The organism is Peptococcaceae bacterium (assembly GCA_024655825.1).
Lineage (GTDB): Bacteria > Bacillota > Peptococcia > DRI-13 > PHAD01 > JANLFJ01.
The window spans coordinates 1-22,160 of sequence record JANLFJ010000042.1; the positions used below are offsets into that span (position 1 = coordinate 1).

The 22,160-nt window shown below is 53.0% G+C and carries 23 protein-coding genes; 10 read left to right on the forward strand and 13 right to left on the reverse strand.

Annotated elements, in window-relative coordinates; genetic code table 11:
* Window positions 1-354: transposase (locus NUV48_13030; protein MCR4443061.1), on the forward strand; the 354-nt coding region annotated here is incomplete at its 5' end.
* 393 nt (window positions 355-747) lie between these two features.
* On the opposite strand, the gene NUV48_13035 is transcribed toward NUV48_13030, so the two are convergent.
* A complete protein-coding gene (locus NUV48_13035; GenBank protein ID MCR4443062.1) occupies window positions 748-1,599 on the reverse strand; it encodes an AraC family transcriptional regulator in 852 nt (283 codons plus the stop codon).
* Window positions 1,600-1,771: 172 nt separating this feature from the next.
* Between NUV48_13035 and NUV48_13040 the strand changes: the two genes are divergently transcribed.
* The 4 genes from NUV48_13040 to NUV48_13055 are packed head-to-tail and all read left to right on the forward strand — an operon-like array spanning window position 1,772 to window position 5,958.
* On the forward strand, window positions 1,772-3,370 hold the full coding sequence (locus NUV48_13040; protein ID MCR4443063.1) for an FAD-binding oxidoreductase: 1,599 nt from the start codon (window positions 1,772-1,774) through the stop codon (window positions 3,368-3,370).
* Window positions 3,371-3,428: 58 nt separating this feature from the next.
* Window positions 3,429-4,220: an electron transfer flavoprotein subunit beta/FixA family protein gene (locus NUV48_13045; GenBank protein ID MCR4443064.1), complete on the forward strand. Its 792-nt coding sequence runs from the start codon at window positions 3,429-3,431 to the stop codon at window positions 4,218-4,220.
* Between the two features lie 15 nt (window positions 4,221-4,235).
* Window positions 4,236-5,432: an electron transfer flavoprotein subunit alpha gene (locus tag NUV48_13050; protein ID MCR4443065.1), complete on the forward strand. Its 1,197-nt coding sequence runs from the start codon at window positions 4,236-4,238 to the stop codon at window positions 5,430-5,432.
* 46 nt (window positions 5,433-5,478) lie between these two features.
* A complete protein-coding gene (locus tag NUV48_13055) occupies window positions 5,479-5,958 on the forward strand; it encodes a hypothetical protein (protein ID MCR4443066.1) in 480 nt (159 codons plus the stop codon).
* Window positions 5,959-6,042: 84 nt separating this feature from the next.
* On the opposite strand, the gene groL is transcribed toward NUV48_13055, so the two are convergent.
* Window positions 6,043-7,674 carry a chaperonin GroEL gene (gene groL / locus NUV48_13060; protein MCR4443067.1) on the reverse strand — a complete coding sequence of 544 codons (1,632 nt, stop codon included), beginning with the start codon at window positions 7,672-7,674 and terminating at the stop codon, window positions 6,043-6,045.
* A 53-nt stretch (window positions 7,675-7,727) separates the two neighbouring features.
* Window positions 7,728-8,012 (reverse strand): co-chaperone GroES, encoded by a 285-nt coding sequence (groES, locus tag NUV48_13065; protein MCR4443068.1) that lies wholly within the window; start codon window positions 8,010-8,012, stop codon window positions 7,728-7,730.
* Window positions 8,013-8,589: 577 nt separating this feature from the next.
* Between groES and NUV48_13070 the strand changes: the two genes are divergently transcribed.
* The 4 genes from NUV48_13070 (at window position 8,590) to NUV48_13085 (ending at window position 12,418) form a co-directional block, all read left to right on the forward strand.
* Window positions 8,590-9,213, forward strand: a complete 624-nt coding sequence (locus NUV48_13070) for a succinate dehydrogenase (protein MCR4443069.1) — start codon at window positions 8,590-8,592, stop codon at window positions 9,211-9,213.
* A 16-nt stretch (window positions 9,214-9,229) separates the two neighbouring features.
* A complete protein-coding gene (sdhA, locus tag NUV48_13075; protein MCR4443070.1) occupies window positions 9,230-10,978 on the forward strand; it encodes a succinate dehydrogenase flavoprotein subunit in 1,749 nt (582 codons plus the stop codon).
* Complete coding sequence (gene sdhB / locus NUV48_13080; protein MCR4443071.1) at window positions 10,978-11,721, forward strand: succinate dehydrogenase iron-sulfur subunit; 744 nt, start codon at window positions 10,978-10,980, stop codon at window positions 11,719-11,721. Before sdhA ends, sdhB begins: the two co-directional genes overlap by 1 nt.
* A gap of 76 nt (window positions 11,722-11,797) precedes the next feature.
* Window positions 11,798-12,418, forward strand: a complete 621-nt coding sequence (locus NUV48_13085) for a 5-formyltetrahydrofolate cyclo-ligase (protein MCR4443072.1) — start codon at window positions 11,798-11,800, stop codon at window positions 12,416-12,418.
* Between the two features lie 18 nt (window positions 12,419-12,436).
* On the opposite strand, the gene NUV48_13090 is transcribed toward NUV48_13085, so the two are convergent.
* Genes NUV48_13090 through NUV48_13100 form a run of 3 tightly spaced genes read right to left on the reverse strand, consistent with a single transcriptional unit; the run spans window position 12,437 to window position 14,683 of the window.
* Entirely contained in the window at window positions 12,437-12,901 is a 465-nt protein-coding gene (locus NUV48_13090) for a RidA family protein (GenBank protein ID MCR4443073.1), read from the reverse strand.
* 53 nt (window positions 12,902-12,954) lie between these two features.
* Complete coding sequence (locus NUV48_13095; protein MCR4443074.1) at window positions 12,955-14,241, reverse strand: FAD-dependent oxidoreductase; 1,287 nt, start codon at window positions 14,239-14,241, stop codon at window positions 12,955-12,957.
* Complete coding sequence (locus tag NUV48_13100; GenBank protein ID MCR4443075.1) at window positions 14,234-14,683, reverse strand: hypothetical protein; 450 nt, start codon at window positions 14,681-14,683, stop codon at window positions 14,234-14,236. The genes NUV48_13095 and NUV48_13100 overlap by 8 nt, the downstream gene beginning before the upstream one ends.
* Before the next feature lie 314 nt (window positions 14,684-14,997).
* Between NUV48_13100 and NUV48_13105 the strand changes: the two genes are divergently transcribed.
* On the forward strand, window positions 14,998-16,371 hold the full coding sequence (locus tag NUV48_13105) for a hypothetical protein (protein ID MCR4443076.1): 1,374 nt from the start codon (window positions 14,998-15,000) through the stop codon (window positions 16,369-16,371).
* 61 nt (window positions 16,372-16,432) lie between these two features.
* Here NUV48_13105 and NUV48_13110 read toward each other — a convergent pair whose 3' ends face one another.
* The 7 genes from NUV48_13110 to NUV48_13140 form a co-directional block, all read right to left on the reverse strand.
* Window positions 16,433-16,654, reverse strand: coding sequence for a hypothetical protein (locus NUV48_13110; protein MCR4443077.1), 222 nt, complete (start codon window positions 16,652-16,654; stop codon window positions 16,433-16,435).
* A gap of 67 nt (window positions 16,655-16,721) precedes the next feature.
* The gene (locus NUV48_13115; GenBank protein MCR4443078.1) at window positions 16,722-17,999 is read right to left on the reverse strand and encodes a hemolysin family protein; all 1,278 of its coding nucleotides are present in this window, start codon (window positions 17,997-17,999) and stop codon (window positions 16,722-16,724) included.
* A gap of 173 nt (window positions 18,000-18,172) precedes the next feature.
* Window positions 18,173-19,213, reverse strand: a complete 1,041-nt coding sequence (gene tsaD, locus NUV48_13120; protein ID MCR4443079.1) for a tRNA (adenosine(37)-N6)-threonylcarbamoyltransferase complex transferase subunit TsaD — start codon at window positions 19,211-19,213, stop codon at window positions 18,173-18,175.
* On the reverse strand, window positions 19,210-19,662 hold the full coding sequence (gene rimI, locus NUV48_13125; protein MCR4443080.1) for a ribosomal protein S18-alanine N-acetyltransferase: 453 nt from the start codon (window positions 19,660-19,662) through the stop codon (window positions 19,210-19,212). Before rimI ends, tsaD begins: the two co-directional genes overlap by 4 nt.
* A gap of 16 nt (window positions 19,663-19,678) precedes the next feature.
* Window positions 19,679-20,377, reverse strand: coding sequence for a tRNA (adenosine(37)-N6)-threonylcarbamoyltransferase complex dimerization subunit type 1 TsaB (gene tsaB / locus NUV48_13130; protein MCR4443081.1), 699 nt, complete (start codon window positions 20,375-20,377; stop codon window positions 19,679-19,681).
* Window positions 20,358-20,843 carry a tRNA (adenosine(37)-N6)-threonylcarbamoyltransferase complex ATPase subunit type 1 TsaE gene (tsaE, locus tag NUV48_13135; GenBank protein ID MCR4443082.1) on the reverse strand — a complete coding sequence of 162 codons (486 nt, stop codon included), beginning with the start codon at window positions 20,841-20,843 and terminating at the stop codon, window positions 20,358-20,360. The genes tsaB and tsaE overlap by 20 nt, the downstream gene beginning before the upstream one ends.
* 64 nt (window positions 20,844-20,907) lie before the next feature.
* On the reverse strand, window positions 20,908-22,071 hold the full coding sequence (locus tag NUV48_13140; protein MCR4443083.1) for an amidohydrolase: 1,164 nt from the start codon (window positions 22,069-22,071) through the stop codon (window positions 20,908-20,910).
* Between the last annotated feature and the right edge of the window lie 89 nt (window positions 22,072-22,160).

Genomic DNA, 22,160 nt, shown 5'->3' on the forward strand with positions numbered 1-22,160 from the left:
GCTTTGGGCTACAAGCAGCTTATGGAAGTCGAAGCCGCTTTCCGCACCCTGAAAACCACGTTAGACTTACGTCCTGTCTATCATCGTAAGGAAGAACGTATTAAAGCCCATGTTCTGCTTTGCTGGTTAGCCTTGTTGTTAGTTCGTCTTTCCGAAGTAGAAACGAAACAGACCTGGCGGACGCTGCGCATGACATTGGAAAAAATGCATCTGGTCGAGTACGAGTCGGTAGACGGACGGGTATGGCAAAGGACTGAAACGACCGAGGAACAAAGGGGTATCTTTTCAGCGCTAAGAATTGCTGAACCCCCGAAAATATGGCACATCGCCCCTCTGAAGGCTAAAAAAACGTAGACATACGCGAAGTTATCCACAAGTGTTCCAAAGCCTTGACCCGCCAGGGATGGCGGCGATTTTTGTATCTACTAGCCGTCGAACCCAAGCAAAAGAAAATCCCCACTTTTGCAACTTAAAATTCCCCAAAATTGCAAAGGCCATTGCAGGCACCTAACAAAACCTTTACTCTTGTAGTTGAGTGAGTATGACTGCAAGGGAGGCAAATGGAGGATGCTTACAATGACCCAAATCAATGATATCAGAAACGCGTATTTTATGAAAGACTAACATATTAGCCAAATAACCCGGTCCTTCAAAAATCTGATGCGTCAGCTCTGTTTTCACCTAAATATTTATTTAAATTTTACAACATTTTTAGTTAAAGATTCGCACCGTTCAACCCCGCGGGGATCAATCGCCCCGTTTTTTAACGTACTGCTTGGGTGGAAGGCCCACCAGCTTCTTAAACGTGCGGATAAAATGCGATGGGTTATTGAACCCGACCATCTCGCCGGCCCTCTGGACAGGGAATCCTTTTTTCAAGAGCTCCCGGGCTTTCAAAACCCTGCGGTTAATGATGTACTCGTTGACCGTGAAGCCCGTGGCTTTCTTAAAGAGAGCTCCAAGGTGGTATTTGCTGATATAGAAGGCGCCCGCCAGGCGTTCCAGGGAAAGGTCCTCGCCCAGGTGCGTCTGTATAAACTGCAGCACGGGAACAATCCTGTTAAACCCTTTTTCGTCGCCGGCGGGATAAGAAAACGCCGGGTTGCGAAACAGCGAGTTCACATAAAGCAGTATCTCCGCCAGGACTATTTTTTTATAAACATCGCGCCCGAACAGGCCGGCGGAGTAATATTTCTCCGCCTTATCGAACAAAGAAAGCAGCGTCTTTGACTGTTCCGCGGAAAGCCTTACGCAGTGAGAAAACCCCGGCCCCCTGTTGACAAAACAGTCAAGGAGGTTGGTCTGCGGCGTGCATAAGTCCTGCACGAATTCCGGATTAAAATAGACGACATACCTTTCATAAACAGCGCCGTCGGAGGAAACGCTTCTGTGCAGGTCCATAGTATTGAAAACAAACAGGGTACCTCTTTGCACGGGATAAATCCTATCCCCGACAAAGAAATTGACATTGTCCGACAGGGAATAGTTGATTTCATAAAAGTCGTGAAAATGGTATTTCTTCATGTTCCAGCCGATATTCGCGTTGCGGTTGATCAAAAAACCTTCCTCTTTTAAATCCGCCAGCCCTTTTGCGCTCACCGGGCAGTTTCCCTCCTCAAGCGGTCTTTGCTTCAAGTATAGAACAATATCCCCAATATATGCAAACATTACCCCTTAAAAAGCAAAGATTTTGCTTATCAAAGCATTTATAATGTATGGGAAGAATTAATTTGCTGTCTTAGCGCAAATTCAGCAGGCGGGGTGTGAAATTTTGACCGAGGCCATTATCAGTTTATCGGGTGACAAGTACAGCGAATACTTGAGGGACGAATCACGCAGCACCGGCGAAGCGGAGTCCATCTCCTTTCCCAGGTCCGAACAGGACATTATCAACATCCTGGCCGCCGTACGCGAAAAAGGTATAAAACTTACCGTCCAGGGAGCGCGTACAGGGATTACCGGCGGGGCGGTCCCGCGCGGCGGCCATATCATGAATCTCAGCCTGATGAACAAGGTTACCGGAGCCCGTTTTGATAAAGAAAAAAACATCGCCTGTCTTACAGTGCAGCCGGGCCTTCTCCTTTCGCAGCTCCGCAAAATGCTGCCGGGTCTGAATTTCGACACAACTGGGTGGACTTCCGAATCGCTTGCAGCGCTGGAAGACTTAAGAAAAACCGGACCGTGGTTTTTCACGCCCGATCCCACCGAAACCACCGCTTCCCTCGGGGGAATGGCGGCCTGCAACGCTTCCGGCGCCCGTTCGTTTTATTACGGCGCCACCAGGAACCATATCGAGTCTTTGCGTATCCTGCTCCCCGACGGATCTTCTTTCAGCCTGAAAAGGGGCCGTGATAAGGCTTCATGCAGTAATTTCAAGATCTTGACTGAGCAGGGCGGTGTGATTGAGGGTATGATTCCCCGCTACCGTATGCCCGGCGTGAAAAACGCCGCCGGCTATTTTGTCAAGGACGGCATGGACCTGGTCGACCTTTTTATCGGCTCGGAGGGGACCCTGGGTATAATCACGGAGATTGAGATCCGGCTCGTCCCTGCTCCACGGGCGATGTGGGGAGTCACCGTTTTCTTCCCGGAAGAAAAAAGCGCCGTTTTGTTTGTCAGGGCGGTGCGTGGAGAACCGGTCGCCTGCCTGGAAAAGCCCTTCCCGCACAAGCCGGTGGCCATCGAGTACTTCAACCATAAGTCTCTCCAGCTGTTAAGAACGCAAAAGGAGCGGTACGCCGCTTTCGGACAGATCCAGGAACTGCGGCCCGAATATCACACGGCAATATACGTCGAATACCACGCCAACAGTGATGAAGAGCTTTTTGAAATAATGAAGCGTCTCGGACGGCTTATCGCCGCCTGCGGGGGGAATGAAGAAAACACCTGGGTGGCGTACAAGCCGTCCGACATGGAAAAACTCCACTTCTTCAGGCATGCCGTCCCGGAAAGCGTCAACATGTTGATTGACCAGAGGCGAAAGAAGGACCCCGCCCTCACCAAGCTGGGTACGGATATGGCCGTGCCGGACGCCGCTCTGGATAGAATCGTCGATATGTACAACCAAGACCTCGAAGAAAAAGGGCTCGATTCCGTCATGTTCGGTCACATCGGCAATAACCACATCCATGTCAACATCCTTCCCCACAGCATGGACGATTACCTGGAGGGCAAAGTCCTTTACCTGAAGTGGGCCCGCGAAGCCGTCAGGCTGGGGGGAACCGTGTCCGCCGAGCACGGCATCGGCAAACTGAAAACGTCCTTCCTCCTGGAAATGTACGGCGAGGAGGGAGTCCGGCAGATGGCGGCCTTGAAAAGCCTTTTCGACCCTATGGGGATATTGAACAGCGGGAATCTTTTTGAAGTTTAAGTATTACTTTGTCCTTCGCCTTCTTCTTTCCGCAAATACGAAAGCGCAGGTGAAAAAGATGAATATAATAGTCTGCATCAAGCAGGTCCCGGCGACAAACGAGGTCAAGCTGGACCCGCAGACCAACACCATCGTGCGCGAGGGTGTGGAAGCCATCATCAATCCCTTCGACATGTTCGCCATTGAAGAAGCCGTGAGGTTAAAAGAAAAGCTGGGCGGCAAGGTAACCGCTCTCAGCATGGGAATCCCCAGGGTAGCCGACCTGTTAAGGGAAGCGCTGTCGCTGGGCGTGGACGAAGCTGTTCTTTTGAGCGACAGGAACTTCGCCGGCGCAGATACCCTGGCGACCGCTTATACCCTCGCCAAGGCCGTCAGGAAAATAGACTGCTTTGACCTCATCATTTGTGGCAAACAGGCCGCCGACGGCGATACCGCCCAGGTTGGGCCCAGCCTGGCGGAAAAACTGGGAATCGCGCACACCACGTACGTAAGCAGAATAGAGGAAATCAATACCGCCTCCATCCGCTGCAGCAGGATGACGGACGAGGGCTATGAAACCGTGGAACTGGCCCTCCCGGCGGTCATCACGGTGGTTAAGGAGATTAACACGCCGAGGCTGCCCTCGATCAAGGGCCTCCGCAGGGCTAAAGAGGCCGAAATACGCGTGTGGACCGCGGAAGACATCGGCGCCGACCCTGACAAAACCGGCCTGAGAGGCTCCCCGACCCAGGTCGTGAGAACCTTTGTGCCGGTTCATGAAGTGAAAAGCGAAATGATTGGCGGCACGGCGGAAGAGCAGGCTAAAAAACTGGCCGGCATTCTCTTGGACTTAAACCTCATCCCAGGTTAAACGTGGAGGTAAACCATGGCCAGAATAATGATAAATAAGGAAAAATGCAGGGGCTGTGAACTTTGCCTGGGCGCCTGCCCTTTCGGGGCCATCACCGTAACAAATAAAAAAGCGGCGATCAACGACAACTGCACGCTCTGCGGCGCCTGCGTGGAGTCCTGCAATTTCGGGGCTATTGAGTTCTTGAAGGATGCAGTTGAAAAAGCCGACCTTTCCGCTTACCGGGGCGTGTGGGTCTTTGCCGAGCAGTACGGCGGCGAAATAAAAAACGTGGTTTTTGAACTGCTGGGACAAGCCCAGAAGCTGGCCGGCACGCTCGGGACGGGAGTTTCGGCTGTTTTATTCGGAGAAGGCATGGAAGAAGCGGCCGCCAAACTCGCGGCATACGGGGCCGACCAGGTTTACCTGGTTGACCACCCGGGTTTAAAACAGTACAACGATGAAGTCTATGCCGGTATATTCGCCGAACTGATTAAACGTTACAGGCCGGAAATAATCCTCATCGGCGCTACCGCCTACGGCAGGTCGCTGGCCCCGAGAGTAGCCTCGCGGCTTGACACCGGGTTGACAGCCGACTGCACCGGCCTGGAAATAGACCCGGAAACCCGAATGCTGTTACAGACAAGACCGGCCTTCGGCGGCAACCTCATGGCCACTATCGTTTGTCCCCGCCACAGGCCGCAGATGGCCACGGTCAGGCCCAGGGTGATGAAAGCGCTGGAGCCGGATCCCACCAGGAAGGCAAAAATAATCAAGCCCCAGATATCTGTTCCAACTCCGCTCAGGGTAAAAACTTTAGGCGTTATCAAGGCTGCAGCCAGCACGGCCAGCCTGGCCGAAGCCGGTGTAATCGTGGCGGCGGGCAAGGGAATGGGTGACCCCAAAAACTTGCAGCTGGTCGAAGAACTGGCCCGGCTGCTCGGTGCCGGGATAGGGGCTACCCGCGCCATTGTGGACGCGGGCTGGATCGGCTACAGCCACCAGGTCGGCCAGACCGGCAAAACCGTGGCTCCCAAAGTCTACATCGCCTGCGGCATCTCCGGGGCCATTCAGCACCTGGCGGGAATGTCGTCCGCCGATGTGATCATCGCCATCAACAACGACCCGGAAGCCAATATCTTCAAGATAGCCCACTACGGAATTGTAGGCAACTGCCTGGAAGTCATCCCGGCCCTAATCAAGGAATTAACAAGTCCTGTAATAATTAAATGAATAAACAGAAATAATAACATTAAACACTTTGCTGTGGAGGGTAATCATGCAAAAAATAAAAGACCCTGTTCTTTTAGGAATTGCTGCGGGGTTAGCTGGGAATCTGTTAAAGAATTTGGGGAACGAAATTAGTACTGCCCTGGGCTTTTCCAAAACCACCTATTCAGAAATCGCGGGCGGGATATATATGAATAAAAAGAAAACATATACACCGCTCGGGAAAACAATTGGTTATCTGGCTGATACGGCTATCGGAGGCGCTTTGGGAGTGGGGTTGGTGTATCTTTTGAAAACAACCGGTAGAGACCATGCGGCAATAAAAGGAGTGGGCTATTCCCACATTGCCTGGACCGTACTTCTGGGCGGCATGAATAAGCTGGGGCTTTCAAGTTTTAAGCCAATAGATCCTGAAACAGTTTTATCCAGTTACATTAACCACACTTTATATGGATTTTCGGCAGCGGTTGTTGCCACCATAATTGGGGATAAAAACCTGTTTTCAAAAGAAGATATTCAATTTAAATAAACTATTCCCCATGTGGTCAAAATGTGGTTATTCAGACCGCGGCAAAAGAAAAACCCCTGCCAGCACAGGGGTTTTTGCTTGATTTTACATCATGCCGCCCATTCCGCCCATTCCTGGCGGCATGGCCGGGTTGCCCTTGTTTTCTTCGGGCTTGTCGGCAACCAAGGCTTCGGTCGTCAGCAGCATGGCGGCAATAGAAGCCGCGTTCTGCAGGGCCGAACGGGTCACTTTGGCCGGGTCGACGATGCCGGCGGCGATCATATCTTCGTACTGGCCGGTTACCGCGTTGAAACCGATGCCTCTCTTGCTAGACTTGACCTTTTCCACAACTACGGAGCCTTCCATGCCGGCGTTGTTGGCGATGAGTTTAAGAGGCTCTTCTAAGGCCTTCTTGACAATCTTGATGCCGGTCATTTCGTCCGGGTCCTGCGAGGTTACGCTGTCAAGAGCCATCAGGGCGTCGACCAGCGCTGCCCCGCCGCCGGAAACGATGCCTTCTTCCACGGCTGCGCGGGTTGCCGCCAGCGCATCCTCAATGCGGTGCTTTTTCTCCTTTAGTTCTGTTTCCGTAGCGGCGCCGACCTGGATCACGGCAACCCCTCCGGACAGTTTGGCCAGGCGTTCCTGCAACTTTTCGCGGTCAAACTCGGAAGTCGTGTCTTCCAACTGCTTGCGGATCTGGGCGATACGCCCCTCTATCTTGCTCTTGTCGCCGTGGCCCTCCACAATGGTGGTCTCTTCCTTGCTTACTTTTACCTTAGCCGCGCGGCCCAGCTGGTTGAGGCTGGTGTTTTCCAGCTTCAGACCCAGCTCTTCGCTGATAACCTGGCCGCCGGTTAAGATGGCGATGTCTTCCAGCATGGCCTTGCGCCTGTCGCCGAAACCGGGTGCTTTTACTCCCACGCAGGTAAAGGTGCCGCGCAGTTTGTTAACCACCAGCGTGGCCAAGGCTTCACCTTCGATGTCCTCAGCGATGATCAGCATCGGTTTGCCGCTCTGCACGACTTTTTCCAAGACAGGGAGAATGTCCTGAATGGCGGCAATTTTCTTGTCCGTGATCAGAATATACGGATCGGAAAGAACGGCTTCCATCTTGTCGGTGTCTGTAATCATATACGGAGAAATATAACCCCGGTCGAACTGCATCCCTTCCACAACTTCCAGGGTCGTGCCTATGCTCTGGGATTCTTCCACGGTAATGACCCCGTCATTGCCCACTGTTTCCATGGCCTCCGCAATCAGGTTTCCAATATCCTGGTCAGCGGCGGAAATGGACGCTACCTGCGAAATGGCGCTCTTGGATTCGATGGGTTTGGCAATTTTTTTGATCTCTTCAACCGTCGCGGCTACGGCCTTTTCGATCCCTTTTTTCAGAATCATGGGATTTGCGCCTGCCGCCACGTTCTTCAAGCCTTCACGGATGATGGCCTGGGCTAGGACAGTGGCGGTGGTTGTTCCGTCTCCGGCCACATCGTTGGTCTTGGTGGCCACTTCTTTAACCAACTGGGCGCCCATGTTCTCAAACGGGTCCTCTAACTCAATTTCCCGGGCAATGGTAACGCCGTCATTGGTAATAGTGGGAGACCCGAACTTTTTGTCCAGGACCACGTTTCGGCCTTTCGGCCCCAGAGTGATTTTTACGGCCTCAGCCAGGTTGTTAACTCCTTTTTCCAGGGCTCTTCTGGCTTCTTCGCCAAAAATGATTTGCTTGGCCATTAAAGATACCTCCTAATAATTTCAGTATTGATGACTCCTCTTTGTCCCGTGTTTTAGATAATGGCATGTATATCGCGTTCGCTCAGTATAAGTACTTCCTCGCCGTCAAGTTTGATTTCCGTGCCAGCATACTTGGAATATATTACTTTGTCGCCGACTTTGACTTCCAGAGGAACCTTTTGCCCGTTTTCCAGAAGCTTGCCGCTTCCAACCACTATCACTTCTCCTTGCTGGGGTTTTTCCTTAGCCGTATCGGGCAGCACAATGCCGCTCTTGGTCTTCTCCTCCTGGGCCAATGGTTTCACCACTACTCTGTCGCCGAGAGGCCGGATATTCATTGATACAATACCTCCTTAATATAGATTATTTGTTTATCCTTTGTTAGCACTCAACAGTGTTGAGTGCTAATACTCATTAATAATAATATTAAAGCCGCGAAAAGTTAGCAACATTGAAATATGTTCATTTTTGCCAACCAGTTTCCTCTTCCTTTGCTTTTCGCGTCATTCCTTTTCTTTTCAGCACAACACATCAACGAGAATCCTCCGGGTAACGCCTCATCTTAATATATCTCCACATGACCTTCGCTTTATACATCCCCCTTGGGTGAATCTTGCAATGCAAAAGCGCCTGATGCTTGTGAAATGTTTTCTCTTGACCTGATTCTCTGGTGTATTTATAATAGTTATCAACCATAAACAAGTCCAAGCTGCAAAAACGTAACCCAAGGCCTCCGGGAATCATGTTCAAACCGTGTGGCCACGCAGTCCGATTTAGTTCTTAACCTGCTTTGGATTGCCTCCCAAGCCAGACGTAAGAACAGGCAGCCGGGCGTTGTATTTAAAACGCCCTGCCGCCTGTTCTTTTCTTGTTACAAATTTAACAATCGACAAAACAAATAAGTGAGGGGATTTCATGATTTTCAACCAGTTCAAGTTCGATTTTTACTTGCGGAAGCTCCATTCCCTAACAGGAATTTTCCCGCTGGGATTGTTCCTCTTTGAGCACCTTTTGGTTAATTCAACTGCTCTGTATGGAGAAACAGCATTCAACCAGGCCGTAAAATACCTGCACAGCATACCTTTTCTCTGGGCGCTGGAATTGTTTTTGATTGCCCTTCCTTTGAGCTGTCACGCCCTACTGGGGATCATCATCGCCCTGCAGGCAGTCAATAGCCCCGTAAAATACCGCTATATGCGCAACTGGATGTTCTACCTGCAGCGAATCAGCGGCTTGATAATGTTTTCTTTTCTTATTTACCACCTGCTCAACCTAAAATTCAACCCCAGGCTGGCCGGTCTTGCCATGTACGAAAAGGTGGTCGCCCAGTTCAGCAGCCCGGGGGGGATAATCATTTACGCTTTGGGTCTGGCCTGCGCCCTATTCCATTTCACCAACGGGTTATGGGGATTCGCCGTAAACTGGGGAATAATCACCGGGCCAAGAGCGCAAAAAATCTTCGGTTCATTTACTATCGCCTTATTCTTAATCGCTTCTTTCTTCGGATTCCGGATCATGTTCGCTTTCATCAATCAATAAGGGAGGGAAACTAACCGTGTCAAAAACAATCATTGTGGTGGGAGGCGGCCTGGCAGGGTTAATGACCACAATAAAAGCCGTGGAACACGGCATGGAAGTGCTCCTGTTTTCCTTGGTCCCGGTGAAGCGTTCTCATTCCGTGTGCGCCCAGGGAGGCATCAACGGGGCCGTAAACACCAAGGGAGAAGGGGACTCTCCCTGGGAGCACTTCGATGACACCATCTACGGCGGAGACTTCCTGGCCAACCAGCCGCCGGTCAAGGATATGTGCGAGGCGGCCCCGGGAATAATCTACCTCTTTGACCGCATGGGCGTGCCTTTCAACAGGACGCCGGAAGGGCTGCTGGATTTTCGCTACTTCGGCGGAGCGAAATACGCCCGCACAGCCTTTGCCGGGGCCACCACCGGCCAGCAGCTGCTTTATGCCCTGGACGAGCAGGTCCGCCGCCTGGAGAACGACGGCAAGGTGCGCAAATACGAAGGTTGGGAGTTTTTATCATCCGTCCTTGACGAAAACGGGTGCTGCGTAGGAATCACCGCCCAGCACCTGGCTTCCATGGAGGTCAGGCATTTCCCCGCACGCGCGGTAATCCTGGCCGCGGGCGGGATCGGCATGATTTTTGGGCGCAGCACTAATTCCGTTATTTGCACAGGAAGCGCCCAAAGCGCCGTTTACCAGCAGGGGGCTTGTTATGCCAACGGTGAATTCATCCAGGTTCATCCCACCGCCATACCCGGCGAAGACAAACTGCGCCTGATGTCTGAATCGGCCCGCGGGGACGGTGGCCGCATCTGGACGTACAAAGACGGGAAGCCGTGGTACTTCCTGGAGGAAATGTACCCCGCCTACGGCAACCTGGTGCCCAGGGACATAGCCACCAGGGCTATCTTCAAGGTCTGTGTGGACATGAAACTGGGAATCAACGGCGAAAACATGGTCTATCTTGACGTTTCCCACATTCCCAGGGAGCAGCTGGACAGGAAATTGGGAGGGATTTTAGAAATATATGAAAAATTTGTGGGAGAAGACCCCCGCAAGGTGCCCATGAAAATATTCCCGGCTGTCCATTATACGATGGGCGGACTGTGGATCGACTACCGGCACATGACCAATATTCCCGGCCTTTTTGCCGTAGGAGAATGCGATTACCAGTACCACGGGGCAAACCGCCTGGGGGCCAATTCCCTGTTATCCACCGTCTACGGCGGGATGGTGGCCGGACCAGCAGCCGCCAGCTACGTAAAAGGCCTGGAAAAACAAAAACCCGTCCCGTTTACGGTTTATGCCAGGGAATTAAAGCGCCAGCACCATCTCCTGGAAAACATTTACCGCTTGTCCGGCGCGGAAAACCCTTACCGTCTCCATGAAGAAATGGGAAACGTCATGACCGAGAATGCGACCGTGGTACGCCACAACAAAAAACTGCAAGCGGCTCTCGAGCGCCTGGAAGAACTGCGAGAGCGGTATTACCGCCTCAACATCCACGACTCCTCCCAGTGGGCCAACGAAACGGTTCATTTCACAAGAAGGCTGTGGAACATGCTGGAACTGGCCCGGGTGATCGTCAAAGGCGCTCTGGCCCGCGACGAAAGCAGGGGCGCCCACTATAAGCCGGAATTCCCGGAAAGGGACGATGTGAACTGGCTCAAGACGACAAAAGCCTTTTATTCCCCAGAGGGTCCGGTCCTTTCCTATGAGCCGGTGGATACCTCCCTCATAACCCCGCGGCGGCGGGTTTACGATGTTGACAAGGAGGCGAGCTGATGAGAACGATCCATTTAAAAATAAGAAGGCAAAACAGTCCCCAGGAAAAACCTTACTGGGAAGAGTTTGCCATCCCGTACCAGCCTAACCTCAACGTGGTCTCCGCTCTCATGCTCATCCAGAAAAACCCCGTCAACAGCAGAGGAGAGAAAACCAGCCCTGTGGTTTGGGAATCCAACTGCCTGGAAGAAGTGTGCGGCGCCTGTTCGATGATGATCAACGGCCAGCCCCGCCAGGCCTGCACCGCGCTGATCGACAAACTGAAACAACCCGTCACCCTGGAGCCGCTCGCCAAATTTCCTGTTGTCCGCGACTTGATGGTTGATCGTGAAGTTTTATTCTCCGCTTTAAAAAAAATTAAGGCCTGGATAGAAATTGACGGCACTTACGACCTGGGGCCGGGCCCCCGCCAGGCCAGCGATATCCAGCAGGTCAGGTACGACCTGTCCCGCTGCATGACCTGCGGGGTCTGCGCCAGCGCCTGTCCCAACTTCAATTCCAGGACCGGTTTTATCGGGCCGGCCGCGGTCAACCAGGCCCGCTTGTTCAATTTGCATCCATCCGGGGCAATGAACAAGCAAGAACGGCTTTCCGCCCTGATGGTACCAGGCGGTATTATGGAATGCGGCAATTCTCAAAACTGCGTCCATGTCTGTCCAAAAAAAATGCCTCTCATCACTTCCATCGCCAGGCTTAAAAAAGAAGTCACTTGGCACGCCGTCAAAACCTGGCTGGAGGAGTGACCGGTTTACTTGGAGGCGGCCGCAAAAACCTCCGTTCTGGACAGAAAACGCCTTTTCCCTTATGATGTTCTTACCGGTGATAACATACCGCGCCGTGAACGAAAGGAAAAAGCCTATGTCCAGCGCCGAAAAAAAATCCCTGCGCCAGAAGATGCAGGAAATGAGGCAGTCCCTTACCGCTTTGGAGATCGAAACCAAAAGCCGCCAGGCAGCCAGCCTCTTGCTTCAGCTTTCTGAATACCGCCTGGCCCGGACGCTTCTGGCCTACCTCCCCATCAGGGGAGAAGTTGACACTATCCCTCTGATTATAACCGCCTGGCAGCAGCAGAAAAGGGTCGTTGTTCCCACCTGCCTGCCTGGCCGGCGGCTTGCCCTCTCCGAACTGCGCAGCTTGGACGAACTTGCGGCAGGAACATTCGGAATCCCGGAACCAAAAGCGGAATTCCTGCGCAAGGTGCCCCCCGGGCAAGTAGACCTGGCCCTCCTGCCGGGAGTGGCTTTTGACCTTTCCGGCGGCAGGCTGGGTTACGGAGGCGGCTATTACGACCGGTTCCTGGGCAGCCTCCGTCCGGGCTGCCCGAAGATCGGCCTGGCCTATGAGTTCCAGCTTGTCAGCGTCCTTCCCGCCGAAGAGCACGACCTGCCTGTCGATATGGTCGTGACCGACCGGCAGGTTTACCGATGCAGGCGCAGGTAATCGATGCTGTTCCCCGGTCTATTCCTTGATTTTGACGATCATTTCCACCTCGCAGGCCGCATCCAGGGGCAGGCTGCCGGCCCCGACGGCGCTGCGGGCATGTAAGCCCTTGTCCCCGAAAAGGGCGCCCAGCAACTCCGAGGCGCCGTTCACCACTTTCGGCTGCATGGTAAAATCCGGGGCGCTGTTTACAAAACCGACAACCTTGACCACCCGTTCAATCTTGTCAAGGTCTCCCACCAGGCTTTTGATGACGCCCAGGCAATTGAGCGCGCACAGTTTAGCCGCTTCATAACCCTCTTCCAGGGTAACTTCCGCGCCGACTTTGCCCTTGAATTTGAGTTCCCCGCCGGCCAAGGGAATCTGTCCCGAAGTATAGACAAACCCGCTAATTTTTACGCCGGGTACATACGCGGCAACCGGTTTAGGCGGCTCCGGTATGGTCAGGCCCAACTCCCTGGCCTTTTTTTCCACCTCTGACATCAATATATCACCTCGCCAATATCATCATGCCCGCAATGGAAATATCGCCTTATTTACTTACCATGGAGTTTTTTCGCGTACACGCCGGCCAGCCCCAGCTTTTCCACTTTTGCCCTTATTGCCGCAACGTCCGTGGTGTAAAGGCCGAGTTCCAGCATGCGGTTGAAGTAGACGGAACCGGAGAAGGTGTACTTGTATTTCAACCCGTCCTCCGTCTTCATCTGCTTGCCGACATAGGCTATGGCATCGCCAATCGCCAGCTCGCCGGGCAGGGTGAGAAGTTCCATCCCCAGGCCGTAACGGACGGCATTATGGCCGGCGAGGCAGCCGGTAACAATGGCTTCTGTGTGCCCCACCAGCGGGCCGGCTTTTTCGCCCGCGCAGAAAAGGTTCTCCAGCCCTTCCACTTTCAGTTCGTTGCTGCGGGGAGACAGTGCCAGGTAGCGCATGGAATTGCCTACTCCTCCCGCGTACGGGTCTTCGAAACGGGCATTTTCGAAACCCGGGATTTTCCTCAATATCTCCAGGGGATAAAAGGAAGTCATCAGCTTGGCGTGCCCGGTATCGAGAAGAATGATGTTTTCGGCAAATTCCGGCAAAGCATACTGCTGGCAGGCCTTTTTCTCCAAGACTCCCTTCTTTTGCAATTCTTTGGGTATGGGAACAACGCACACGCCCGTCCTGTTCAGTTCATCCACTATTTTATCGGATAATGACTCTTTGTGCAATTTGCAGGACCCGCTCATCGCTCCAATCGATCCGTCGGCTTTTTTGCCCATGAGCTCCTGCACGCCGGCTCTGCCCGCCACGCTTACGCGCGGGCCAAAGCTGGGGCAACGGAGAATGCACATGGCGCAGCCGTTCCCATACCTTGTGCAGTTGCCCTGGGGTCCTGCCGAACCGGTGGTGTCGATAAAAACATCTCCTTCAATTGTCCCCGCGTTTTCCGTCTTTACCGCGCCGATCCTATTTCCTGCCATCTCCACGTCGGTAAAGCGGGTCATGAATTTAATCTCCACCCCCGCCTCCTGGAGAATTCTCCTCACCTCAGGTTCTATCTTGCTCACATCATATAAAGTGGCGTGTTTATGCCCCGGAAAATCAATATTCCTGTGACGGGCCACTTTATCAACGGCCTCGAACATTTCAGGGGCTCCCAGGGCTATGGATTCTTCGGCAACGGTAAAGCGGCCGTTGTTCCGCATGATGCCGCCAACCAGCCCGGTTCCCAAAAGCATGTCGGTCCTCTCAAGCAGGACCACTTCCGCGCCGGCTTTCACCGCCGCCATTGAGGCGGACGAACCTGCCCATCCTCCGCCTACCACAACAACCTTAACCATTTACACATTCCTCCTTTATGCTAATCAAGACTTCATCTTCCAGGGCCAGGCCCAGTTCGACGCCTGTCAGCCGTTCTTTCGCCTTCACAATTATATTGAGATGATTGGGCATATGGGTTTCATCGAAACCGGCAATGGTTCCCAAATTTTTATTTCCTATTATTAATCTGTCTCCCGTCACGATCACCGTTCCCTTTACCACCTCGAAGAAACCCAGGTAAGATATACGATTAACCTCCATACCGGGTGCGGCCTCATCTTCATCCGTCAAAATGAGTTCATGTATTTCACCGGCCCGCACCACCCGCGAAATTTGTTTTAAAAGCTGCAGCTCCCTTTTTTCCATTCTGCCGTCCAGTATAGCCACTAAGTTGCCGGAACACAATCGTTTTTCGGCATAAGGGCTTTTTTCAAAGACCCCCGACTTATATGGATCCATCATCTTTGCCTCCTTGGTCCCATTCCGCTCATCATTGATGAGTAGATTTATTTTTTTAATTCGCCGTAATCTCCAAAAATCCTCCTTAAATCTTAAATATTTATTGCTCACAAATTTTAAGAAGGATTTTAGGCAGCGATGTCGAATAGATAACACTATAAAATACTCATCATTGATGAGTATTCTCTGCCTAATAATTATTTTATCATACTATTATTATCTTTTTCCGAGGAAAACTATAGCAAGGAGGTGGTGAACAAATAAAGCAAGAATAGGTCGGCCCATTTTAAAAAATCAAAACTAAAGGAGGCGTATGAATGTCTATTTCTCATTGGCTCTACGTTATTGGCGTCCTGGTGGTCGTGTTGACCATGACCCTGAGAAGGAACGTGGTTATCCCCTGCGTTGTCTTCACTTTCCTTATTGGCTGGGTTTACCTGGGCAGTTTCATAGGCGGAATCCAGGCTCTGTTCAATGCCAGCATAGTTGCGGCCAAGGATTTATTCAGCATCTTTATGATTATCGGTTTAATGGTGGCCATGTTGAGGTCCCTGAGCGTCACCGGCGCTGACCGGCTGCTTGTCAGACCCCTGCAGAATTCGATGAAAACCCCCATGGTAAGCTATCTTGTTTTAATCGTTTCCACGGTCTTCATTTCGCTGTTTTTCTGGCCGACCCCCGCTGTACCCCTGATCGGAGCACTGCTGGCTCCTGCCGCCATTAGAGGGGGATTACCGCCCATGATGGCCGCGGTGGCTATGGCGCTTGCCGGCCAGGGCCTTGCCTTAAGCGGTGATGTGATCATCCAGGGGGCTCCCGGTTTGACCGCCAAGGCGGCGGGCATACCCGTGGAACTGGTGACCTTCCGCGGCGGCCTGCTGGCTGTCATAACCGGCGTAATCGCCATTGCCCTGGCCTGGTATTTGAACCGTAAGGACATTGAAAACTACCAGTCCGGCGGCAGCGCCGCCCAGGCCAAGCAGGCAATTGCCGAAGAAGAGGTCAGGCTCGAAAAGGAACAATATGCTCCTTTCCTGAAATACCTGCTTATCGTGGCCATGCTGGGTGTTGTTGCGGCCATGTTCCTTTTCGACATCAAGGGAGGGGACGCCTCAGCCCTGCTGGGCGGAGTAGCCCTGCTGATCATGGTTGTATCCTCGCTGTTGGTGAAAGGAGCGGCAGGTCTCGACACGATTGCCGATTATATCGCGGACGGTCTGGTGTTTGCCTTCAGGGTCATGGGACCGATCATCCCCATCGCCGGTTTCTTCTTCCTGGGCAATCCTGAAGCTGTCGTCGGGATTTTGGGGAAAGACGCTCCAGGCTTCCTGTTCGACGTGGGTAAAATGATCGCCAACGTCATACCGCCCACCGGATTCCTGGCCGGCTTCGGCATGCTTATCCTCGGCATCATTACCGGTCTTGACGGCTCCGGGTTCTCCGGTCTCCCGCTTGTAGGAACGCTTGCCGGCGCTATGGCCGGCGGCGCTCAAAACGTAGCCGCTTCGCTTGGCGCCATAGGACAGATGGGGGCCATCTGGTCAGGCGGCGGAACGATTGTCGCCTGGTGTTCCCTGGTCGCGGTGGCCGGGATCGTGGGTGTGCCGGTTTTAGACCTGGTCAGGAAGAACTTTATCCCGGTAATTGTGGGTCTCGTTGTCTCAACCATTGTGGGCGTGCTGATGATGTAACCCTTTACAGGCAGAATCCTCTTAACAAGGGGAACCCCGGATATCCGGGGTTCCCCTTGTTTCATAAAACAACCCTTTTTACGGCAGGATTTGAGACCATGATTGTTCTATTTCCAACGGCCCGAGCATATATTATAGACAGGGATGCCCCCAGAACATACGCTCTGTTATCCACAGAACCCACAGCTTTATCCACAGGGTAAAAAGTATTGTGCTGGTCCACCGGGCCTAATTTCCACACAATCCACAGGATGTGTGGTTTTAGGTCTTTCTTTTTATTCACAGGCGATTCCCCGACTTTGTCAATTATGCACAGCTTTGTTCACATTATCCACAGTTAAATAATAATTTTAGACCAGTGGACTATCGTAGTCCTGCTTTATCATGCTTAATCGCACTTTTTCCACGCGGTGGCCTTCCATCCGCAACACGGTCAGCTCTATTCCGTTAACCCTTACCCGGTCGTCTTCCTGCGGCAAGCGCCCGAGTTCGGCAAAAATCAGGCCGCCCACAGTTTCCGCTTCCTCGCATTCCAGGCACAGGCCGAGTTTTTCGTTGAGTTCCTCAAGCCGCATGCTGCCGCTGGCCTCTGCGGTATCGGTATCGATCTTGCGAAGAACCGGTTCCTCGGTGTCATGTTCATCCTGTATATCTCCCATGATTTCTTCAATAAGGTCTTCCATCGTCACCAATCCCGCCGTGCCCCCGTATTCATCGAGCACAATGCCCAGGTGTATTTTTTCTTTTTTCATTATTCTAAACAGGTCGTTTACTTTTTTTGTTTCAGGCACGAAAAGCGCCGGCCGCAGGTAGGCGGAAAGAGAAAAGTCCTCCTTGTCGCAAGCTTCCGCCATGAGGAGGTCTTTGATGTGCACAATTCCGAGGATGCTGTCAATGTCTTTCTCATATACCGGGATGCGTGAAAACTGCTCTTTCTTGATGATTTCTATAAGCCGGGGAAGCGAGGTTCCCTTTTCCACGGCGACAATATCGGGGCGAGGAACCATCACGTCCCTGACCAGGGTATCCGTAAATTCGAAAACCCCGTGGATCATAGTCTTTTCTTCCTGGTGAATCACCCCGTCTTCCTGCCCGGCTGTGACAAGCTCGATTATTTCTTCTTCTGTTACCCCGTCCTGTCCGGGCGGTTCAACACGCATCATTTTCGCCAAAATCAGTTTAAACAGGTTAAAAAACTTCACTGCGGGAGTCAATATGAACATTACTGCCAGGAAAATCTTGATCAATTTAAGGTTCACCTTTTCGAGTTCCCTGGCGGATGCGGTTCCTGGCAGTACCCGGCCCAACACGATGACCAGGGCAGCCAGAACGGAAGCGGTTAAAACAGGTCCTGCCTTTTCGCCGAACAGGTTGAGGAAAAGGTAAGTCCCGCATACGCTTGCGAAAACAGTGATCAGGGTGCTGCTAACAGCAATGGTCTCGAACAACCCCGACGGTTCATGCAATAACCGGCCGGTTGCCAGAAACCGGGAGTCGATTTCAGACGCGATATGGCGAAGACGGTGCTTTTTCAGGGGTTTTAAAGTCGCTTCCGCAACCGTAAACAGTGCCGATAAAAGCAAAAATACTGCCAGTAAAAACAGCTGGCTGCAACTGTCCGGGTCCAATCCATGACCAGCTCCTCTGTTAATGAAAATAAAACGTTTTTCACGTCCACATAAATTATACCGGATATAAGGTCAAGAATAAACAAGTCCAGGAGAGCAATGCCGCCAGTAAGAAGAAAAGACGATTAGCATTTTCAACATAAATTAGAATAACAGGCTGATTCGCCTATAATTCACGAAAAGAGCTTTAAACCGGGTACCGCATTAAGATTCCACCCGGCCCGCTCGCCTCGTTTAAAGCGGTAATAGCCGGCGCAGCCAATCATCGCGGCGTTATCGGTGCAGTACATTAAAGGAGGATAAAGAAGCCCCAGCCTTTCTTCCTCGCAGCGCCTGGACATCTCTTCCCGCAAGAGGCTGTTGGCAGCAACGCCGCCCGCCAGCAGAACCATTTTCAGGCCCCTGCTTTTGGCGGCGCGAACCGTTTTTTCCACCAGGACCTCCACCACGCTGGACTGAAAAGCGGCAGCCAGGTCAGCCTTGTTCACTTCCTCGCCTTTTTGGGCAGCACGGTTTAGGCAGTTGAGCACGGCCGTCTTCAAGCCGCTGAAGCTGAAATCAAAGCTTTCCTCGCCCAGCCAGGCCCGGGGCAGCCGCAGGGCAGCAGGATTGCCCTCGCGGGCAAGAGCTTCGAGAGCAGGACCTCCCGGATACCCAAGCCCCAGGGCGCGCGCCACCTTGTCATACGCCTCTCCTGCCGCGTCATCCTGCGTTTGGCCCAGCAAGCGGTAATCGCCGTGGCCTGTCATCTCAATAAGCGCCGTATGCCCGCCCGAAACCACAAGGCAGGCCAGCGGGAATTCGGGTTCGCGAAAGCGAACCAACCAGTTCGCATAAATGTGCCCTTCTATGTGGTTAACGGCCACCAGGGGAAGGCCGAGACTATAGGCAAGCGATTTGGCGGTGCTCACCCCCACCAGCAGCGCTCCCACTAAACCTGGGCCGTACGTGACACAAACGGCAGCGAGGGCGGAGAACCCTATTTTCGCTTCATTCAAAGCCAGATCAATAAGCCGGTTGACCTGCTCCAGGTGATGGCGCGAGGCGATTTCCGGCACCACCCCGCCGAAGCGCCTGTGCGTGTCCACCTGGGAAGAAACAATATCGGCCAGTATCTCCCGGCCGTTTGCCAGTACGGCAACTGCGGTTTCGTCACAGCTTGTCTCGACGGCCAGGATAATTTCTTTTTCCAGCATATCTTTGTTATACCTCATATTTCCTTCCACATGATCAGGGCGTCCTCGTTCGTATCCGCATAATAGCCGGGCCTTAGTCCTGCCGGAGTAAAACCCATTTTTTTATACAGCGCCTGGGCTATTTTATTGGATACCCTCACTTCCAGGGTCATGCGCTGGACCCTCTTTTCTTTGGCCAGTTCGAGCAACCCGTTCAGGAGCATTTTGCCCAAGGATTTTCCGCGGTGGGCGGGCGCAACGGCGATGTTGGTGACATGAGCCTCGTCAATGATGATCCACATGCCTCCGTAGCCTACCACGGTGGACGGGTTGCCGGATAAAGTCAACACCAGGTAATAGGCGAACTCGTTGTCGCACAGCTCACAGGTGAAAGCATAGGAAGACCAGGGAGTCGGAAACGATTTTTTTTCAATAGCCACTATCTGGGGTATGTCTTCAATTTTCATGGGCCTCAAGGCGTACTCCATGTTTTCAACCCCAAATTCATTTCAACTTTTCCAGTTTAACCTGGGCTTCAGAAGGCCGTATGTAATCGGGCTTTAGCCGGTAAAGGTCATCGCTTTGCCCATCCATAAGCTTCTCCCTGCCTAGCCAGGCGACGCTGGCGGCGCTGGCAATCGAGAAAACGGGCGGCAGAAACACGGCCCGGCTGCCCAGAACCTTTTCCCATATCTCCCGGTAAACGGCAGCTCCATCGCCGGCAAGCACAACCGGCTCGCCGTATTCGTCCAGCTTTCCGGCCCACTGCAGGGGAGAAATGGCGCAGGCGGGCAGGACCTGTTTAAGCGCGTTATCCTCAAAACGAAAAAGGGCGGCGTAAACCTCCTGCCTCCGGGCATTCAGCAGGGCTGAAACAAGCCCCCGGCCGGCGGCATTCCTGTATGCCAGGGCCTTGAGGGTGGGAACTCCCGCCAAGGGGATGCCGCGACCCTGGGCCAGCCCTTTGGCTGTGGCCATCCCGATCCTTAATCCCGTAAACGAGCCGGGACCTCCCGCCACGGCTATTCCTTCCACCTTGTCCAGGGAACACCCGGTCTGCCTGAGCAGGTCATCAATAAGCGGAAGCAGCTGCTCAGAATGAGTTAAACCTGTGTTCAGGGTCATCTCGCCCTTTAACCCTCCGGCGGAAACCAGCGCGACCGAAGCCACAGGCGTCGAGCTTTCAATTCCCAGCACCAGCATTCTCGATCAACTCCTCGGCCAGGGTTTCCATCTCTTTCCCGTGTGGGACCAGCGTGATGAGGCGGTATTCGCCTTTCCGGGGATGGTATTCCCGTTTTATGATTATCTGAAGGTACTCACCTGGCAGATAAGGCCTGATCAGGTCGCTCCATTCAACCGCCGTGACTCCCGGCCCGTAAAAGAATTCCTCGTAGCCCAGCTCTTCGATCGCCTCGGGAACAGGCAGGCGGTAAACGTCAAAATGCACCAGCGGCAGCCTGCCCTGGTAGCTTTGGATCAGGGTAAAGGTAGGGCTGGTCACCGGTTCACCAACTCCCAGCCCGCAGGCCAGTCCCTTGACGAACAGGGTTTTCCCCGCCCCCAGTTCGCCCTCCAGGCCGATTAACTCTCCGCCTTTCAATTTCTTTCCCAGGAGGCAGGCCAGTTTAAAAGTGTCCTGGGGATTAAAGGACTTAAAAACATACAAGAAAAACACCTCATAATTTTTCCTCTATATTATAACCAATGCAAAGCAATTATTGGAATATTTTCTACAAGCGTTCATAAACCAGCTTTCCGTCGATATAGACCATTTCCACTCTCGACCGCCAGTCCAGGGGATGACCCGATATGACCACCATATCCGCATCTTTGCCTGCCGCCAGGCTCCCGAGGCGGTGATCCAGCTTCAGGATCCTGGCCGGATTGATGGTAATGGCCTTAAGGGCTTCCATTTCATCCATCCCGTTACGGACAGCCATAGCGGCGCAGACCGGCAGGTACTGGACAGGGGTAACGGAATGGTCGGTTGTAAGCGCAACCAAAACACCGGCTTCATTCAGCTTCGCCGCTGTCCGCCATGACATTTCCGCAAGCTCGACCTTGGACCGGTTGCTGAAAGACGGTCCCAGGACCACAGGTACGCCTTGTTCCAAGAGTTCCGGGACCAATTTGTGAGCCTCGGTCCCGTGTTCAAGGACAATTTCCAGGCCGAACTCTCCGGCTATCCGGAGCGCGGTCATGATATCGTCGGCCCGGTGCGCGTGGGCGCGAAGCGGCATTTCCCTGTTCAGCACCCGCAGCATGGTCTCCATGCCCAGATCCCTTTCGAGAACCTCCCCGTCTTTTGTTGATTTTTCTTTTTTGGCCGCGTAAACCTGGGCATCAACAAACGCCTGGCGAAGAAGCGCGGCGATGCCCATCCTGGTAACCGGCATCTTTTTTTGTTCGGCGTAGGTTCGCTTGGGGTTTTCGCCGAAGGCCACCTTCAGCCCGGCCTGGGGGATCAAAACCATCTCTTGCAAGTTCCTTCCGGCGGTTTTCATCACCAGGACAGTCCCCCCTACCACGTTGCTGCTACCGGGACCAGTCATCACCGTGGTCACACCGCCCTGCACGGCATCCCTAAAACCACGGTCATTGGGATTCACGGCATCCAGGGCTCGCATCTCCGGTGTCACTGGTTCCGTAGCCTCGTTTAAGTCATCGCCCTCCTCCTGGTAAATCTCTTCCAGTATGCCCAGGTGGGTGTGAGCGTCAATAAACCCGGGGACCACCGTCTTGCCTCCCAGGTCTGTGACAGCGGCACCGGCGGGGATTTTCAGCCCCTCTCCCACAGCGATTATTTTACCGCCCGCCCAAAGAATCGAGCCTTTTTCCAAAACTTTCCCGTTCATCGTGTAAATCCTGGCATTCATCAGCGCTTTTTGTTCCATCTGTTCATCTTCACCCGCAGTTTTTTTTATTATCCATCACTAGCGTTGCAATAAATTAAAATCTGTTTGTCAACCAACGAATACACGAG